The sequence below is a fragment of the Pseudoalteromonas sp. MT33b genome (assembly GCF_014117385.1).
GTDB classification, from domain to species: Bacteria; Pseudomonadota; Gammaproteobacteria; order Enterobacterales; family Alteromonadaceae; genus Pseudoalteromonas; species Pseudoalteromonas lipolytica.
Genome location: NZ_CP059831.1, coordinates 1407025 through 1425123, shown reverse-complemented (window position 1 = coordinate 1425123; position 18099 = coordinate 1407025). Strand labels below are relative to the sequence as shown.

At 41.7% G+C, this 18099-nt stretch carries 21 protein-coding genes; 13 read left to right on the top strand and 8 right to left on the bottom strand.

Features of this window, described 5'->3' with window-relative positions:
* Window positions 1-18 precede the first annotated feature (18 nt).
* From H3302_RS06610 to rnm, 5 genes are all read right to left on the bottom strand, one after another.
* Window positions 19-597: a YceI family protein gene (locus H3302_RS06610; protein ID WP_036968973.1), complete on the bottom strand. Its 579-nt coding sequence runs from the start codon at window positions 595-597 to the stop codon at window positions 19-21.
* Between the two features lies 1 nt (window position 598).
* Entirely contained in the window at window positions 599-1153 is a 555-nt protein-coding gene (locus H3302_RS06605) for a cytochrome b (RefSeq protein WP_036968975.1), read from the bottom strand.
* Window positions 1154-1336: 183 nt separating this feature from the next.
* Window positions 1337-2170 (bottom strand): segregation/condensation protein A, encoded by an 834-nt coding sequence (locus H3302_RS06600; RefSeq protein WP_206770751.1) that lies wholly within the window; start codon window positions 2168-2170, stop codon window positions 1337-1339.
* 8 nt (window positions 2171-2178) lie between these two features.
* Window positions 2179-2802: an L-threonylcarbamoyladenylate synthase gene (locus H3302_RS06595; protein WP_036968977.1), complete on the bottom strand. Its 624-nt coding sequence runs from the start codon at window positions 2800-2802 to the stop codon at window positions 2179-2181.
* Between the two features lie 9 nt (window positions 2803-2811).
* The gene (rnm, locus tag H3302_RS06590) at window positions 2812-3651 is read right to left on the bottom strand and encodes an RNase RNM (RefSeq protein WP_065979809.1); all 840 of its coding nucleotides are present in this window, start codon (window positions 3649-3651) and stop codon (window positions 2812-2814) included.
* Window positions 3652-4088: 437 nt separating this feature from the next.
* Between rnm and H3302_RS06585 the strand changes: the two genes are divergently transcribed.
* Genes H3302_RS06585 through trpA form a run of 6 tightly spaced genes read left to right on the top strand, consistent with a single transcriptional unit; the run spans window position 4089 to window position 10649 of the window.
* A complete protein-coding gene (locus H3302_RS06585) occupies window positions 4089-5657 on the top strand; it encodes an anthranilate synthase component 1 (RefSeq protein WP_036968981.1) in 1569 nt (522 codons plus the stop codon).
* Complete coding sequence (locus tag H3302_RS06580; RefSeq protein ID WP_065979808.1) at window positions 5657-6262, top strand: aminodeoxychorismate/anthranilate synthase component II; 606 nt, start codon at window positions 5657-5659, stop codon at window positions 6260-6262. The genes H3302_RS06585 and H3302_RS06580 overlap by 1 nt, the downstream gene beginning before the upstream one ends.
* A gap of 9 nt (window positions 6263-6271) precedes the next feature.
* On the top strand, window positions 6272-7291 hold the full coding sequence (gene trpD, locus H3302_RS06575; RefSeq protein ID WP_182396283.1) for an anthranilate phosphoribosyltransferase: 1020 nt from the start codon (window positions 6272-6274) through the stop codon (window positions 7289-7291).
* Entirely contained in the window at window positions 7284-8648 is a 1365-nt protein-coding gene (gene trpCF / locus H3302_RS06570; RefSeq protein ID WP_118844200.1) for a bifunctional indole-3-glycerol-phosphate synthase TrpC/phosphoribosylanthranilate isomerase TrpF, read from the top strand. The genes trpD and trpCF overlap by 8 nt, the downstream gene beginning before the upstream one ends.
* Window positions 8649-8655: 7 nt before the next feature.
* Complete coding sequence (trpB, locus tag H3302_RS06565) at window positions 8656-9840, top strand: tryptophan synthase subunit beta (protein ID WP_036969276.1); 1185 nt, start codon at window positions 8656-8658, stop codon at window positions 9838-9840.
* Entirely contained in the window at window positions 9837-10649 is an 813-nt protein-coding gene (gene trpA, locus H3302_RS06560; RefSeq protein ID WP_036968988.1) for a tryptophan synthase subunit alpha, read from the top strand. Before trpB ends, trpA begins: the two co-directional genes overlap by 4 nt.
* Before the next feature lie 215 nt (window positions 10650-10864).
* On the opposite strand, the gene H3302_RS06555 is transcribed toward trpA, so the two are convergent.
* Entirely contained in the window at window positions 10865-11437 is a 573-nt protein-coding gene (locus H3302_RS06555) for a type 1 glutamine amidotransferase domain-containing protein (protein WP_036968990.1), read from the bottom strand.
* Window positions 11438-11574: 137 nt separating this feature from the next.
* Window positions 11575-11844 (bottom strand): HU family DNA-binding protein, encoded by a 270-nt coding sequence (locus H3302_RS06550; RefSeq protein WP_065979805.1) that lies wholly within the window; start codon window positions 11842-11844, stop codon window positions 11575-11577.
* A gap of 192 nt (window positions 11845-12036) precedes the next feature.
* On the opposite strand from H3302_RS06550, the gene H3302_RS06545 reads away from it, so the two are divergent.
* Window positions 12037-12624, top strand: a complete 588-nt coding sequence (locus H3302_RS06545; RefSeq protein ID WP_036969278.1) for an inner membrane-spanning protein YciB — start codon at window positions 12037-12039, stop codon at window positions 12622-12624.
* Between the two features lie 58 nt (window positions 12625-12682).
* Window positions 12683-13321, top strand: a complete 639-nt coding sequence (locus tag H3302_RS06540; protein WP_036968994.1) for a CPBP family intramembrane glutamic endopeptidase — start codon at window positions 12683-12685, stop codon at window positions 13319-13321.
* Window positions 13322-13371: 50 nt separating this feature from the next.
* Here the strand turns inward: H3302_RS06540 and H3302_RS06535 are convergent, their stop codons facing one another.
* The gene (locus H3302_RS06535) at window positions 13372-14796 is read right to left on the bottom strand and encodes a sodium-dependent transporter (RefSeq protein ID WP_182396282.1); all 1425 of its coding nucleotides are present in this window, start codon (window positions 14794-14796) and stop codon (window positions 13372-13374) included.
* Window positions 14797-14971: 175 nt separating this feature from the next.
* Between H3302_RS06535 and H3302_RS06530 the strand changes: the two genes are divergently transcribed.
* From H3302_RS06530 to H3302_RS06510, 5 genes are all read left to right on the top strand, one after another.
* Window positions 14972-15271 carry a YciI family protein gene (locus tag H3302_RS06530; protein ID WP_036968998.1) on the top strand — a complete coding sequence of 100 codons (300 nt, stop codon included), beginning with the start codon at window positions 14972-14974 and terminating at the stop codon, window positions 15269-15271.
* A gap of 160 nt (window positions 15272-15431) precedes the next feature.
* Window positions 15432-15683 (top strand): PepSY domain-containing protein, encoded by a 252-nt coding sequence (locus tag H3302_RS06525; RefSeq protein WP_036969000.1) that lies wholly within the window; start codon window positions 15432-15434, stop codon window positions 15681-15683.
* Between the two features lie 2 nt (window positions 15684-15685).
* Entirely contained in the window at window positions 15686-16360 is a 675-nt protein-coding gene (locus H3302_RS06520; RefSeq protein WP_036969002.1) for a response regulator transcription factor, read from the top strand.
* Window positions 16354-17691, top strand: a complete 1338-nt coding sequence (locus H3302_RS06515) for an ATP-binding protein (protein WP_074988346.1) — start codon at window positions 16354-16356, stop codon at window positions 17689-17691. Before H3302_RS06520 ends, H3302_RS06515 begins: the two co-directional genes overlap by 7 nt.
* Entirely contained in the window at window positions 17678-18094 is a 417-nt protein-coding gene (locus H3302_RS06510) for a hypothetical protein (protein ID WP_075593670.1), read from the top strand. Before H3302_RS06515 ends, H3302_RS06510 begins: the two co-directional genes overlap by 14 nt.
* Window positions 18095-18099 lie beyond the last annotated feature (5 nt).

Genomic DNA, 18099 nt, shown 5'->3' with positions numbered 1-18099 from the left:
GCACGTTTCGTGTAGTCGTTACTTACGAATACCTTCGATAAACAGGCCAATATCAACATGAGTTGATGCTGGGCCTAAGTTGTAATCAATACCATAATCAGCCAGTTTTAAGCTTGTTTCACCTTCAAAGCCAACACGGTAACCACCCCATGGATCTTTACCTTCGCCAATTTTATCAATTTCAAAAGTAATCGTTTTTGTTACACCGTTAAGTGTAAACTCACCAGTGACATCGGCTTCATCGCCTTCTTCATCAAACTTGATTGATGTGCTTTTAAACGTCGCTGTAGGGTATTTATCTACATTTAAGAAGTCTTTACCACGTAAGTGCTTATCACGTTCAGCATGGTTCGAATCGATACTTTTTGTGTCAATAGTGACATTGATCTTTGATGCATCCGGTGCTTTGTCATCGTAACTAAAATCACCTGAAAACGTATTAAAACGACCGTGTAACCAGCTATAGCCTAAATGTTTGATTTTAAATGTAACAAATGCGTGAGCACCGTCTGTATCAATCACATAGTCTGCGGCATTTGCATTCGCTGTAGATAAAAGTGCAGCGCTTAGTGCTGTGCTTAATAATAATTTTTTCATATTAATCATCCTTCAATGGTTTGATCATTCTAATTAAGGTTTTATCTTTATCGATAAAATGATGTTTTAGTGCCCCTAAAGCATGTAAAACAACAACACCTATAAGCCCATACGCGGCATAAAAGTGAATTTTACCTGCAATATCTTCTTGATTAGCCACCGACTCGGGTAAAGCCGGAACAGCAAATAAGTTAAATACGTCGATCGCACGGCCGTCAGCCGTCGAAATTAAGTAGCCAGATGTAACAATGACAATAAGGGCTAAATAAATTAATTTATGTACAGAGTGCGCAGCCATGTTTACCGCTTTAGAGCTTCCTGCAACAGGGTCTGGTTGCGTGCCTAATAAACGCCAGCCAAATCGAAACAATAATAAAGCAGCTAAGGTAATGCCAACGCTTTTGTGTAAATCAAGAGAGCCTTTGTACCACGTATCGTAATAGGTTAACTCAACCATATAGACACCTAAGCCAAACAGACCAAATACTCCAAGTGCCATTAACCAGTGAAGTAAGATAGCTACCCAGCCGTAACTTGACTTTGAATTCTTTAACATACTCATTTCCCATGAGAACCATGAAACTAAACACAGCTTAGCTCAGCTGTAATACAATGAAAATAGCGTAAAACAAACAGCTTCTGTGCGTATACGCACAAGTAACATTAGAATAGTCAGTGGTTAGTGGATTAAAAGCTTCTCTCAGTAAAACGGGTGTCTAAACTCTGACAGCTTTAAACTTTAACTTTCTTCCACCAGCCCTACGTAAATCTGGCTATTGGCATCAACTTGAAAGCAGCTAATGAGGTTTTCTTTTACCAGCTCTAGCATAGCGATAAAGCTTACAACGACACCGCTTCGGTCTTCTTCAACAGTAAACAGCGTATGGAATGGTAGTTGTGATTGGGCTTCGGATAGCTTGTCTAAAATTAAGCTCATGCGCTCACGAGTAGACAGCGCTTCTGCGGTGATATGGTGATGTTCAAATGTTTTAGCACGTGCCATTACATCGCTTAATGCAAGTAATAAGTCTTTCATTTCGACGTCTGGTAATAGCGCTTCACGCTCGCTAAACTCGGGGGCTAATGCCTCTGCTACAAAAATATCACGACCTTCTCGAGGGATCTCGTCAAGGTTTTCTGCTGCTTTTTTAAATTGCTCGTATTCTTGTAAGCGTCTGACTAGCTCTGCGCGCGGATCGTCGTCTTCTTCCAGTTCCTCATGTTTTGGTAACAGCAATCGTGATTTAATTTGTGCTAACAAAGCTGCCATCACTAGGTATTCACCCGCAAGCTCGAGTTGAAACTCACTCATCATTTCAACATAGCGAACGTATTGTTCCGTAATACTAAAAATCGACAGCTCTAATACATCTAATTTATGCTTTTTAATTAAATACAAGAGTAAGTCGAGCGGACCTTCAAAGGTCTCTAAAATAACCTCGAGTGCATCGGGTGGAATGTATAAATCTTCAGGCTTGTCGACCACCGCTTTGCCATGCAAAAAAGCCAGTGGCAGCTTTTGCTGCACTGGCTCTTGTATATCGTTTGGGGCATTACGCTCTGGGCTTGTCAATGATGTCTCTATATTTCAAACGGTTTAGTATCGCCACAACCAACACGTAAAATTTCGATATCATCATCTGATAAATCAATCACTGTAGTGGCCTGTTCAGGAAGATAACCACCATGAATAATTAAATCAACTTGCTTTTCGATGCGATCCCGAATTTCATCGGGATCAGCTTCGGTGAATTGCTCACCCGGTAAAATTAAGGAACACGACATCAACGGCTCCCCTAATTCAGCCAATAAGGCACATGTAATCGGGTGTTCAATAACGCGAATACCAATGGTTTTTTTCTTTTCGTTTAGTAAACGCTTAGGAACTTCCTTAGTTCCTTTAAAAATAAAAGTGTATGGCCCTGGTGTGTTATTTTTAATCAGCCTAAACAGCTGATTGTCTACACGTGCATATGTTGAGAGCTCAGATAAATCGCGACATACCAAGGTAAAATTATGGTGTTTTTCAATGCCTCGAATACGTTCTATGCGCTCTTTTGCTTGTTTATTACCAATACTGCAACCAATCGCATAACCCGAATCAGTTGGGTACACGATAACACCACCTTGTTTAATAATATCAACAGCTTGACTAATTAATCTCGGTTGTGGATTATCTGGATGGATATGAAAAAACTGACTCATTACACGCTCCTATTGCCCTTCCCACGCTTGCCAAACACCTTGGCAATCTTTGGGTAAGTATAAATTTTTTCCCAGCTCCAACCAGCTTGTAGGAAAATGAAAGTCTGACCCCTGTGAGGCGAGTAAATCATATTCTCTAGAAAGCTCACCTAAAAACTGGCGTTCACTTGGTGCTTGCTGGGGTTGTGCAACTTCCATTGCATCGCCCCCCGCGTTTTTAAACTCGACTATCAACTTACGCAACCACTTATTCGACATTTGATAACGACCAGGATGCGCCAGAACAGCCACCCCACCCGCTTGATGAATAGCCGCTATCGCCGTTTGCATATTGCACCAGCAACTTGGTACATAGCCTGTTTTGCCACGGCCTAGGTATTTTTTAAAGACACCTGGAAAGTTTTTGGCAACACCGCGCTCAATAAGTGCGCGAGCAAAGTGCCCGCGGGTAATTTGGGCATTGTCGGCAAATGCTTTCGCTTCGTCATAAATACCTTCAAAACCATTTTTTGCAAGGCGATGACCTATTTCGATAGCACGCTCTTCACGCTTCGCCTGTTGCGAGCTTAATAGCGAAATCAAGGCTTCATTCTCATCGTCGATATTTAAACCAACAATATGAATTTCAAAGCTTTCCCATTTAGTTGACACTTCAACACCGGCAATTAATTTAAGCGGTAAATCGTCATTCGCAATGATGTCACGTGCAGGGGCTATCGCCGCCAATGTGTCGTGATCGGTAATTGCGAACACATCTATATTTTTTTCAACCGCGCGGTGTAATAGTTGCTCGACTGATAGCTGACCATCAGAATATGTGGTGTGGCTATGTAAATCGTATTTTATCAAAGGAAAAGACTGCTTAACGTAAGTTCTTGAATCATTGATAGGAGTATAACAAAGATTTTATACTAATTGTTGTAAATTAATGCTTGACAGTATCGGCTCAGGTACGCTTTACTGTATGCACTTTAAGACACGTTGAAAAAGAAATAACAATGAACAAAACAATTCAAATCACAATTTGGTGGTGGCACTCGTAAATAGCGGGTGACGAATTGTCGTGTCTATACGATTTCAAAACCCGCTCATGTAGCGGGTTTTTTTATATCTAAATTTTAAGGTTTTATAAATGAATAACATAGCAACTCTTACACATCATTGGTGGTGGCGCCTGGCTTAGCGGGACGGTAAGGGTCTATCTAATTTATAGACATTATTATACGAACCCCGCTTAAGCATCGCTTTGCGGGGTTTTTATTTTTGGGAATGAGGGAGAATAAGGTTTGATTTTTAGTCATATAACAACGACACCGGGTGAGGTAACCAGTATCACTCAAGTGCGTGACTACATTAGTAGCCCACTTGCGTTATACAGTTTACTCGATAAACCCAATTCACTGCTGTTAGAGTCTGCAGAAATTGACTCTAAAGACAGTGTCAAAAGCCTAATTTTGGTTGACTCAGCGCTACGTATTGTTTGCCATGGTAAACACGTCACACTGACAGCACAGTCAAATAACGGTAAACAATTACTACCTTATTTACAAAGCCATGTGCAAAACTGCGATGCAGTGCTTATTGAAGACACACTCACATTGACCTACAACGAAGTAGCGAGCGATATTGACGAAGCCAGCAAACTGATTGCCGACAATGCTTTTAGCGCTCTTCGTAGCTGTATAAACAGTATAAAAAGCACCACAGACAACCCTTTTTCAGTCTTTCTTGGCGGGGTGTTTGCCTACGACATGGTCGCAAATTTTGAAACGCTGTCTGACGTACCTGAAGGTGAAAACAGCTGCCCAGACTATGTTTTCTATTTAGCCGAAACACTTGTGATAATTGACCATCAAGCCAAAACCACCGAGTTGATTGGTAATGTGTTTAACGGCCCAGAAGTGCACGCCAACTGCTTCGAAGTCGGTCAGCAGCTAGAACGCTTGAACAGCGTATGTGACAACGCAGCGCAATACCAAGGACAAAAGCAAAACGGTGCAAGCCCTGTCTCGGTTGATGTCAGCGATGAGCAATACTGCGAGCATGTCATCAAATTAAAAAAGAACATTGTCGATGGCGATATCTTCCAAGTCGTACCATCACGTACTTTTTCTCTTGCCTGCCCAGATTCACTTCATGCCTACAGCCAACTTAAGCAACAAAACCCCAGTCCTTACATGTTTTACATGCGCGACGAAGAGTTTGTGTTATTTGGTGCATCGCCTGAGTCAGCACTTAAATATTGTGTTGATAGCAAGCAAGTTGAAGTGTATCCAATTGCAGGTACTCGCCCACGCGGTAAATTTGCCAATGGACAAATAAACCCAGATTTAGACAGCCGCATTGAACTTGAACTACGTAACGACCAAAAAGAGCGCGCTGAACATTTAATGCTGGTTGATTTAGCCCGTAACGATGTCGCCCGCATAAGCGTGCCGGGTACACGCCATGCCAAAGAGCTATTAAAAGTAGACCGCTACTCACAAGTGATGCATTTAGTTTCACGCGTGGTCGGTACATTAAAACCTGAACTTGATGCCCTGCATGCGTATCAAGCATGTATGAATATGGGCACCTTAGTCGGTGCTCCCAAAGTACGAGCTGCTGAACTTGTACGTCAAACAGAACAAAAGCGCCGTGGTAGCTACGGTGGTGCAGTTGGTTATTTAACCGGTGATGGTGCGATGGACAGCTGTATTGTTATTCGCTCAGCTTTTGTGAAAAACGGCATGGCTTATGTACAGGCAGGTGCTGGCGTGGTGTTTGATTCAGACCCGCAGTCAGAAGCCAATGAAACGCGCGCTAAAGCACAAGCAGTGATTACCGCAATTCAATCGACTTATGAGGCACAATAATGAACACACCATCAGCCTATAAAATCTACTTTTTAGATAACTTTGATTCATTTAGTTATAACTTAGTCGATGAACTTTCTATGTTAGGGTGCGAGTTAGTGGTATACCGTAACAATATCAGTGCACAAAGCATTTATAACAAAATGTGCCAAGAAACTGTGCCAGTATTACTCGTGTTATCACCTGGGCCGGGAGCCCCCTCAGATGCGGGCTGCTTAATGGCATTAATTGAGCTTTGTAAGGGACGTTTCCCAATGCTAGGTATTTGTTTAGGCCAACAAGCATTAACACAAAGTTATGGTGGCGTGATTGGCCATGCAGGTGAAACCGTACATGGTAAATCGTCGATTATTGCGTTGTCTGATCACCCTGTATTTGCAGGGATGGGTGAAAAAATGCCAGTAGCGCGTTATCACTCACTCATGGCAACTAAAGTGCCAGACGCAGTCGATGTCATTGCCTCGTATGAAAATATTCCAATGGCAATTTATCACCCGCAAGATAATGCACTTGGTTACCAGTTTCATCCAGAATCGATTTTAACGCCAAACGGCGCCTTGCTATTACAGCAAAGTATTGAGTTTTTAACCGCACGCGTGCAGTAGAGGAATAACATGGAAGCAACAACCCTATCCCCGTTAAACCAATTATTGGCCAATCAACACTTATCGTTTGAGCAATCAAGTGCCTTATTCGATGCAATAATGAATGGCCAATTAAATGATATAGAGCTAACTGCTGCACTTATCGCGTTAAAATTTAAAGGTGAAACGAGCGACGAAATCGCTGGCGCTGCAGCATCTATGCGCGCCAACGCAATGCCATTTACCACCAGTAAAACACTGTTAGCCGATAGCTGCGGTACCGGTGGCGATGGCTCAAATACGATTAATATAAGTACCACGGCTGCCATTGTTGCCGCAGCCGCGGGTATCAATATGGTAAAACATGGCAACCGTAGCGTATCGAGTAACTCGGGGTCAGCTGATTTACTAAAAGCCTTGGGCATCAATATTGATATGAGCCCAGAGCAAGCTGCCACTTGCTTAGAAAACACTGGCTTTGCATTTTTATTTGCCCCGCATTATCACAGTGGTGTGCGCCATGCGATGGGGGTACGTACTGCCCTGAAAAGCCGCACTATTTTTAATATTTTAGGTCCGCTTGCCAACCCAGCCGCACCCCACGTGCAATTGCTTGGTGTCTACGATGCATCTCTTTGCTTACCGATGGCCGAAACCCTAAAAACCCTCGGCACGCAACGCGCTATGGTAGTGCATGGAGCCGGTACCGACGAAATTGCGCTACACGGCGAAACCAACGTCGTTGAGCTCAATGATGGCAAGCTAACCGAGTATACGCTGACAGCAAACGATTTTGGTCTTGCAAACTATTCACTTGAACAATTAGCAGGTCAAGGCCCAGAATATAATGCGAAAGCCAGTTTAGCGATTTTACAAGGCCAAGGGGAAGACGCTCACAACGCAGCCATTATTGCCAACGTAGCAGCGCTTCTTTACCTAACAGGCAAAGCAAGCGACTTAAAAACAGCCGCGAAACACGTAACCGAGTTGTTAGCATCTGGCAGCGCGATGAACACATTGAACGCAATTATTGAGGTAAGTCATGGCTAACGTATTAGACAAAATTGTTGCCGACAAACGTATCGAACTTGAAACCAGAAAAGCACAGCGTCCACTTACATCATTCATTGCGGATGTTGTGCCAACCACCCGTGATTTTGAAGGTGCGCTGGCAGCAAAAGGCACACAATTTATTTTAGAATGTAAAAAAGCATCGCCTTCTAAAGGGCTTATCCGTGAACCGTTTAACTTAGATGAAATTACCGCGGTCTATAAAAAATACGCAACCTGTATAAGCGTATTAACCGACGAGAAATATTTTCAAGGAAGCTATCACTACCTTGAGTATGTGCGCAGTCAGGTTGAGCAGCCGATTATTTGTAAAGACTTTTTCATCGATGAGTACCAAGTGTATTTGGCACGGTTATCAGGCGGTGATGCCATTTTATTAATGCTGTCAGTACTCAATGATGAGCAATACTTAGCACTGCATAACGTCGCAGATACTTTAAATATGTCGGTGCTGACTGAGGTTAGCAACGAAGAAGAAGTGAGCCGTGCACTTGCACTGAATGCTCGTTTGATTGGCATCAACAACAGAGACCTGCGTGATTTAAGTACGGACTTGGCAACCACTGAACGATTACGCACCTTAATACCAAACGACAAAGTAGTTATTTCAGAGTCTGGTATATATACACACAACGATGTAAAACGCCTTGCTCCTTTATGTGACGGTTTTTTAATTGGCAGTTCACTCATGGCTGAACGCGATTTAGACGCAGCTTGCCGCAAGGTGATTTTAGGTGAAAATAAAGTGTGCGGTTTAACCCGTTCACAAGATGCTGAGGCTGCTTATCAAAGTGGTGCGGTGTATGGAGGGTTAATTTTTTACCCTAAATCGCCTCGTTATGTTGATATTGACTGCGCGAAACAAGTGACACAAAGTGCCCCGCTTGCTTATGTTGGCGTGTTTGTTAACGCACCACTTGAACAAGTCGTTGACTACGCACAAAGCCTAAAATTAGCCGCCGTCCAATTACATGGTGATGAGAATAGCGAGTATATTCAAAGTCTCAGAAAGCAGTTACCACTTGGCTGTGAAATTTGGAAAGCGCAAGCGGTAAATGGCACGTTACCAAAACCGCTTGAAGGGGTTGACCGCCACTTATACGACACATACAGCAAAACCCAAAAAGGTGGCACTGGCGAAGCCTTTGATTGGTCAATATTAGACACAGCCACAGTGCCATTTATGTTAGCGGGCGGTTTAAATCCAGAGAATATTCATGCAGCGCTTTATCGCGGTGCCAAGGGGCTTGACCTAAATTCTGGCGTAGAAGCGTCAGCAGGTAAAAAATGCCCAACAAAATTACACAATGCGTTTTCGCATATCAGAAATTATTGAGGTTAGAATGCAAAATCCAGCTTATTTCGGTGAATTTGGTGGTATGTTCGTACCACAACTGCTTGTACCAGCACTTAAGCAATTAGAAGCAGAGTTTAATAAATCACAAAACGATCCTGCTTTTCAGGCAGAATTTGAAAAATTATTGAATGAGTACGCAGGTCGTCCAACGCCATTAACGTTAACCCGAAACTTAATAAAAAACCCCAAGGTTAAATTGTATTTAAAGCGTGAAGATCTCCTTCACGGTGGTGCACACAAAACCAACCAAGTACTGGGCCAAGCGTTATTAACGAAACGCATGGGTAAAAAAGAAGTGATTGCAGAAACAGGGGCTGGTCAGCACGGTGTTGCAACAGCACTTGCGTGTGCCCTACTTGGTTTAAAATGCCGCGTTTATATGGGTGCAAAAGATGTTGAGCGTCAGCAGCCTAACGTGTTTCGTATGAAGTTAATGGGCGCAGAAGTTATACCTGTAACAGCCGGTTCTGGTACGTTAAAAGACGCAGTAAACGAAGCACTTCGTGATTGGTCTGCAAACTACAAAGATGCCCATTATTTGCTAGGTACAGCAGCAGGTCCGCATCCATTCCCGACCATGGTTCGCGAGTTCCAAAAAATGATCGGCGAAGAGGCAAAACAGCAAGTATTAAAAGCAGAAGGCCGTTTGCCTGATGCCGTATTAGCCTGTGTAGGAGGTGGCTCAAATGCCATTGGTATGTTCACTGATTTTATCGATGAGCCAAGTGTAAAACTCATTGGTGTAGAGCCTGCGGGTAAAGGCTTAGATACCCACCAGCACGGTGCTACTTTATGTAAAGGCACGAAAGGTATTTTACACGGCACCTATACGTACATTATGCAAGATAATGATGGCCAAATTGAAGAGTCTTACTCTGTTTCTGCTGGCCTTGATTACCCTGCTGTGGGTCCTCAACACGCTCATTTACATGAAACAGGCCGAGCTCAGTACGTCGGTATTACCGATACCGAAGCACTTGAAGCATTTCAGCTCCTTGCTAAAAATGAAGGGATCATCCCTGCGCTAGAATCGAGTCATGCACTGGCTTATGCACTGAAATATGCCGAGCAACAAACCGAAGACACAATTTTAGTGGTTAATTTAAGTGGCCGAGGCGATAAAGATTTGGCTCACGTTCACAGTGTTTTATCAGAAGGAGGCGCGCTATGAGCCAAACTAATCGTTACGGACACATGTTCGCCACATTAAACGAGACAAACCAAGGTGCGTTTGTGCCCTTTGTCACCATTGGCGATCCTAATAAAGAGCTCAGTGTTGAAATCATCAAAAGTTTGATAGATGGCGGCGCAGATGCGCTTGAGCTAGGTATCCCGTTTTCAGATCCAATTGCCGATGGCCCAGTTATTCAAGCAGCGAACATTCGCGCACTTGATGAGAACATAAATACCCAAGACTGTTTTGATATTATTAAACAAGTACGTGAATACAATGCCGACATTCCCATCGGTTTATTACTGTATTCAAACCTTGTGTTTAAACGGGGCATCGAAAAGTTCTATCACGATGCAAAAGACGCCGGTGTTGATTCAATTTTAGTGGCTGACGTGCCGCTGCACGAATCAAAGCTGTTTCGTCAAACGGCAATGAAAAATGGCATTGACCCAATTTTTATCGCAACCCCGAATGCCGATGACGACACCTTACGTCAGTGTGCATCTTATGGCCGTGGTTATACCTACTTGCTTTCACGCGCGGGGGTTACGGGCACTGAAACCAAAGCACAAATGCCTGCTGATTCATTGGTTAAAAAATTAAAAGAGTACCATGCAGCCCCTGCTTTGCTCGGCTTTGGTGTATCAACACCTGACGATGTGAAATCGGCGCTTGAATCGGGTGCTGCTGGTGCAATTTCAGGCTCTGCGGTTGTAAAAATCATCGAAGCAAACCTTGACGACCAAGCAGCAATGCTAAGTGGTTTAAAGGCGTTTGTTGCCAGTATGAAAGCGGCAACGAAGTAATACCATTCCGCTTAATTAAGTGGTCTATTTTGAGGCAATAAAACCGCGTTGATAACAAGGCAAAAATTTAGTTATTTAGTTGTTCTAAATCAGAAATTTTTAACGTAGGTAGCGACTGGTTTAATCACTCAAAATGATTAAGTATTTTTGCGGAATGGTATAACGCGCAACCAATATTAAAAAAGGGCCCTGTGGCCCTTTTTTGCTGCTTATGACTAATGATGACGATGAACGCCTTCTTTTATTTCCTCAATAAACTTACGATTGAACGCCTCTAAGTCAGCAGGACTGCGGCTTGTTACAATCCCTTCGTCGACACACACTTCTTGGTCAACCCAATTGGCACCTGCATTAATTAAGTCGGTTTTAATGCTCGGATAAGAGGTCACTTTCCGATCACGTAATTTGTTAATCTCGGCTAATAACCATGGGCCGTGGCATATCGCCGCAATCGGTTTGTTCTTACCGGCACTGAAGAAGCCATCCACAAATGCTTTTGCATCGCTATCTTGTCGTAACGTATCTGGATTAAATAATCCACCTGGCAGTAATAACGCGTCATACTCCGTTGAGTCAGCTTCACTCACAACACGGTCTACAGTGACACGCTCCCCCCATTGATTTTCATTCCAGCCTGTAATATCCCCACGTTCAAGAGATACCACTTCGACTAGCGCCCCAGCTTCTAATAAAGCGCTTCGTGGTGACAGTAGTTCGCTTTGTTCAAAGCCATTGGTGGCTAGAATTGCAATCTTTTTACCATTAAGTTGGCTGTTTAAATCTGACATGTTACCTCCTTATTACTGTGAAACTACACCAGTAAAAGCAGACAACATGCCAAGCTTAATGCATTGATATTATTGAAATTAAATTTAATGAGTTGCGACAAGCTCTGTAAATACTACAGTGCCTTTGCAAATCCTACTTAAAGAATATCCTTTAAGGCTTTAGCAGGCTTAAAAACAGGTTTATTTGCGCCTTCAATTTCAATTTCTTCACCCGTTTGTGGATTGCGGCCTTTACGTGCTGGGTAATAACTTAAAGCAAAGGTACCAAACCCGTTAATTTGTACTTGATCACCTTCTGAGAGTGATTTTTCAATGGCATTTAACATACTATTCAGCGCTGCTTGGGTGTCTTTTTTAGTTAATTCACTGTGGGCTGCCATTTGTGACACTAAGGCGGCTTTATTCATAAACTGCTCCAAAATACGCCGCTTAATCATCTAAGGTTAAGCGGAAAAAGATAAGGTAAAACAACCTAAACACGGGTTTAAGTCAAATTGGCTCGGCAGGCTAAGCGTTAAGGAAAGCTAAGTCAACCTTGTATCTTAGCCAATATATTGATACAACCCATTATCTTTTTAAATGAGAGCATTTTAAAATCTATGCATGCAATTATTGAATATATTCCGCTGATTCTGTTTTTTGCGGTTTTCAAACTCGTTGATATTTACTGGGCAACAGCAGTACTTATGCTAACTACCTTGATACAAGTTGCGTATTGTTATTTTAAGGAAGGTAAAGTACCGACTCGCCACTGGGTCTTTTTTGCTATTGCCGTCGTGCTAGGAACATTAACGTTAGTTTTCCATGATGAGCAATTCGTAAAATGGAAAGCCACAATTGTATACGCAATTTTAAGTTTCACCTTATTATTTAGCCGTTATGTACTTGGTAAAAACCTCGTAAAAAAAGCATTGAGTTCAATTTTAGAAAATGCCTCAGAAAGTAAACAAGAAGTCATTGTTCCCGACTCCTTGTGGAATAAACTAAATTTATTCTGGGTGGCTGTTACAGCGGGTATCTCAGCACTTAATATTTATATTGCTTATAATTTTTCACTCGATTTTTGGGTTAACTTTAAAGTATTTGGTTTAATGGGTATCACCTTTGTTTGCGTACTTGCGACCATTATCCTGCTGTTCAAATACTTACCCGAAGATGACGAAAACACCGATACGAAAGAACTGTAATGTCATAAAACTGTCGTCTTAGCTTGGTAACGTAAACAAAAAACGCGCTGAGACGACATTGAACGCCAATCAATACCGCTGGTTTGAATTTACCCTCATATTTGTTTCGCTTCCGCTTTTAGGCTTCTTGTTACGCGCACACCTTGCGAATTGGCTGATACCCGCCCTAATCATTTTAATGAGTGTCTGCGGGATGTTACTGTTATCAGACCCCCACTTTAAGCGCTTTCGTTTAACCAGTCTTGGTCAATTTAGTGCCGTTAAGCGCAGGCTATTTAGCTTTTTCTTTTTAGGTGCACTCTTTTCAGGTATGTTTTACGGCATCATAAATCAAGAAAATTGGTTTTCATTACCCCGAAACTCATTCAACGACTGGCTGTTATTGTTGCTGCTTTATCCTATTTTATCTGTGATGCCACAAGAGCTGATTTTTAGGACGTATTTTTTTCACCGTTATAAACGCATTATGCCAAGCAAAACAGTGCGGATTTTTGTGAGTGCTTCAGTCTTTGCCCTCGCTCATATTGTCTATGCCAATGTACTTGCGGTACTGCTTGCCTTTATGGGCGGCCTGTTGTTCTCCTATACATATGCGAAAAGCCGCTCCACTTTTGTTTGTGTTATCGAGCACAGCTTATGGGGGCTTTGGATGTTTACTTTGGGACTGGGTGATGTTTTAGATGCAGGGGCTATTTAGCGAATATAAAAAAGCCGCGCAAGGTGCGCGGCTCAATAACGAACGGGTTTTTAAAATCCGAAAATACTAAATGCAAAGAACTTCGTTGCGACAGTATTTACAAATATAAGCAGTAAAATAGCCGGAATAAATGTTGATAAAGAGAAGTTCACATACTTTTCTGTAAAGCTGCCTATATAACCTTCACAACCTTGGCTTAACTCTTCAGATAGATTTGCTTTTTTCCAGCGATACATAACGAACAAGCACACCATTAAACCATTCAGCGGCAAAATAGTATCGTAGAACACGTCATAAACAATATCGAATAAGCTTTTATCTGCGCCACCATAATTTACAAACGACGTTAACGACTCCACCATACCAAACGACATGGTGCATAAAACCGTTAAAACACCTGTTGAAAGCGTTAAAATAGCTAACGCTTTTTTACGGCTAATACCTTTACGATCGCTTAGCGTTGCTGTTGGTACTTCAACAATTGAAACTAATGACGTAATTGCGGCAAAAAACACCAATAAGAAAAATACAAAAGCAACGACCGACGCACCAAAGTATCCGATGTCAGCTTGAAGAGCTAACAGAATTTTGGGTAAGTACACAAAAATCATTGATACTGATGAATCTGATAACGTGCTTGGATCTGTATTTGGATTAAAACTAAAAATAGCAGGTAACACCATAAGACCAGCAATAAATGCCACTAATGAATCCGTGACCGCGACCATCTTTGCACTGCCAACAATGTCATCTTTCTTAGAAATATACGACGCATAGGTCATTAAGATACCCATACCTAACGATAAAGAGAAAAACGCTTGAGCCAATGCCCCATTTAATACGCTAGCATCCATTTTACTAAAATCTGGAACGATGTAATATTTAACACCCGCCATAGCATTATCAAGGGTTAATACATAAACAACTAAGGCCGTTAAAAGTACAAAAAGCGCTGGCATCATAAACTTCGCGGCTTTTTCAATACCTTCTTTAACACCACCCACCAGAATTAAATTTACAATAATGGCGACAACAGCCATGTAACCAAACACAGTATAATTGTTTATAAACGTGCCAAAATTATCTGGCTGAGCGAGTGCATCTAAATTACCCAATGCGGTTTGCGATAAATAACCAAAAATCCACACTGTGATTACCATATAAAAAACAGCAATCATAAATGGCGTTAATACTGCTAAAAAGCCTGCAAAGTTCCATTTAGGATCATTACCCGCTAAAAGCTTGTACGAACCAAGGGGATCTTTTTGCGCCTTGCGACCCATTGCCATTTCGGCCATCATTACCGGTAAACAAATAAAAATGACAAACAGTGCATAAACTAAAAGGAAAGCGCCACCGCCATTTTTAGTTGCCGAAACTGGAAAACCCACTAAGTTACCAATTCCTACAGCAGAACCCGCTGCCGCTAAAATAAAACCGAGGCGGGAGCTAAAATGCTCGCGTTTTTCGCTCATTTAAAAACCTTATTATTATTTTTTCAATCCCGCGACTCTACCAGTGTTACACCGCGTATTTCAAGCTTTATAAGTTAAAGCTATATGCCCAGCTGTAAAGATTATTACGCGAATAACTTCTCGTCTATTGACAAGAATATGCTACTATTTTCAAAAATTACTTTGGGAACACACCATGTTGTATATGATTTATTCAACAGATGTTGAAAATAGTTTAGAGGCACGTAAGTCTGCACGTCCTGCTCACTTAGCTCGCCTGCAAGAGTTAGCCGATCAAAACCGATTATTCACTGCAGGCCCATTGCCAGCAACTGACAATGAAGATCCTGGCGAAGCTGGATTTACTGGCTCTTTAGTCGTTGCAGAGTTTGAATCATTAGAAGCGGCTCGCGAATGGGCAGCCAACGATCCTTATATTGCTGCGGGCGTTTATGATAATTCTGTGGTTAAGCCGTTTAAAAAAGTATTTGGTTAAGCCCTTTTAGGCCTGAACTTAACTGAAGCAACAATTCAGTGTTTGTTCACTGCTTATTAACTAAAATTTGCTCGTTGAATCACTTAATTTAACGTTTTTACTTGAGTTTTAGTTAATTGGTTAATTAAACTAAAAGGGTCTGGTTTAGGAGTTCCCCATCATGCGCGTATTGTTAGCCTTCAGTTTTAGCCTACTATTTGCACTTTCAAGCTATCAAGCTGCTGCAAATAACAAGCAACCTGCTGAGGTGACTAAAAAGCAAGCTGTTGTTATAGCTAAAAAAGCTGAAGATGGCCGAACCCTCAAGATCACAGAGCAAGAAAAAATATATACCGTGAGAATTTTAAAAACGAACGGCCATGTGGTTGATGTCCACGTGAACAAAAAAACTGGCGAAGTGAAAAAGGATTAAGAATGCGAATTTTAGTAATTGAAGATGATTTACATTTAGCAGACAACCTTCGTAATGCTCTAGAAAAAGAGCGTTATAGTGTAGACCTTTGTCACGACGGTGAAGCTGGTTTATTTCATATTACAGAGTACCCGCTTGATATGGCTGTGGTCGATCTTGGCTTACCAAAAATTGATGGTATTGAGCTAATCAACAAAGCACGTGCTCAGGGTATTACAATCCCTATTTTGATTTTAACAGCACGTGACCGTTGGCAAGATAAAGTAGAAGGCTTAGATGCTGGCGCAGATGACTATTTAACAAAACCATTTCATGTTGAAGAGTTAATTGCCCGTTGTAATGCACTTATCCGCCGCAGTGCAGGTAAAGCAAACCCAGAAATGACAGCCGGCCCGATAAAAATCCATACCCGCTCACAACAAGTCTGGGTTAATGACAGAGAATTAAGCTTAACGGCATACGAATACAAAGTGTTAGAGTACTTGATGGTTAATCCGCAAAAAGTGATCTCAAAATCTGAGTTAACTGAGCATATATACGACCAAGACTTTGACCTTGACTCAAACGTTATCGAAGTTTTTGTTTTACGTTTGCGTAAAAAGCTTGACCCTGAGGGTACATTGAACCCTGTTGAAACATTACGCGGCCGTGGTTACAGGCTTAAAAGTCAGTGGTAGCATCGCAAATTCCGCTTAAAGTAAGGCAAGGATTTATCCTTGTCTTTGTTTTATTGGTCGCTTTACCCATTTTATTTTTCTCAATTGGTAAAGCTTATTATGCCTCCCTAGTCGAAGCGACCGAAAAAACCCTTGAAGCTCACCTTTACTCATTGATCTCTGAAGTTGATTTCACCGAGCGTGGTATTGTGATGCCAAGCACAATTTTAACGCCAGAATTAAACCGATTAAATTCAGATACCTATGCAATGATTTACCGAGGTGATTTACCCGTCTGGTATTCTGAGTCAGCCACAAATATTAATTTTATTCCCGATAACTTTGAAGCGCCTGCAGGCTCCGCTGATTTTCGCCGTGTAGAGTACAATAATGTTGTGTACTGGCAATTAACGCTCACCGTTATATTAGAAAACATCGATCAATCAGAACATGCTCGCTTCATTTTGCTCAAACGCAACGACGCCCTATTGCGTTTAATGGATGGTTTTAAACAAACACTCGTCAATTGGATGTATGTAATGGGGGTAGCCATTGCGGCATTGATGGCAATCGGCTTTGTTTGGAGTGCGCGACCTTTACAACGGTTAGATAAAGAAATTAAAGCGATTGAATCGGGTGATAATCAACAAATAAGAGGGCTTTACCCTGTTGAGCTACAAACAATCAAAGCCGATTTAAACCTTTTGCTTGAATCACAGCAGCGACAAAAAGAACGTTACCGTGCTTCACTCAGCGACTTGGCGCATGCCCTAAAAACACCGTTGGCTGTATTAAAGTCGAGCCCTTTAGCCAATGACGCAGATGCACAAGAACAGCTAGACCGCATAAATGTGATGATCGAACATCAATTAAAACGCGCTGCAACGGGAGCATCTGACACGTGGAAAAAGCAAACCCACATCAAACCTGTTATTGATTCTATCCTAAGTGCAATGACTAAAGTGTATCGTGATAAAGATATTATTTTTACTTCAGAGGTGAGCGAAAAAGATTACTTCTTAGGGGATAAAACTGATTTAATGGAGCTACTTGGGAATTTAATTGATAATGCATGTAAAGCCTGCCGTTCTCAGGTCGATATAAAGGTTATACAAAATAAAACGTTAACAGTGAGTATCTGTGATGACGGCCCGGGTGTCCCACACGATAAGCGTGAATCGTTATTAACACGTGGCACACGTCTAGACACTTACGAGAGCGGTCATGGGGTGGGTATGGCCATCGTTTCCGATTTAGTAAACTCCTACAATGGCACACTAACAATCAGCGATGCTGAAAAACTAGGTGGTGCAGAGTTTATCTTAGAGTTTAATTATCATGATAAAAAATAGACCTTCTTTAATCAGTTCATCAGCCCTAATAAGCTTACTCGCCCTCAGCTCGCATGCAATCGCAGATCAAAACTGTGTGCTTAAAGGCAATCATCCTGATGAAACTAGGCATTATATTCAATGCTTAGATCAAACCATTGAAGATTTACAACGTGACCATAAAATGTGGGTCAACAAACTTACAATGGATATCGAAAAAATTAAAGAAGAGACAGGTAATAGTCAACTTTTGCCTATTTTTCAGCGTAGTTTAAAAAACCAAGAACGTTATTTAGAAGACAGCTGTCGTTGGCGCTACTTACAAAAAATGCCAAATGCAACAACAGCGGCAATTACCTATAAACACTGTGAGATTGAGATTTTAGAAAATCATATTAAAGTTTTACAACGACCATTAAATTAAAAAAG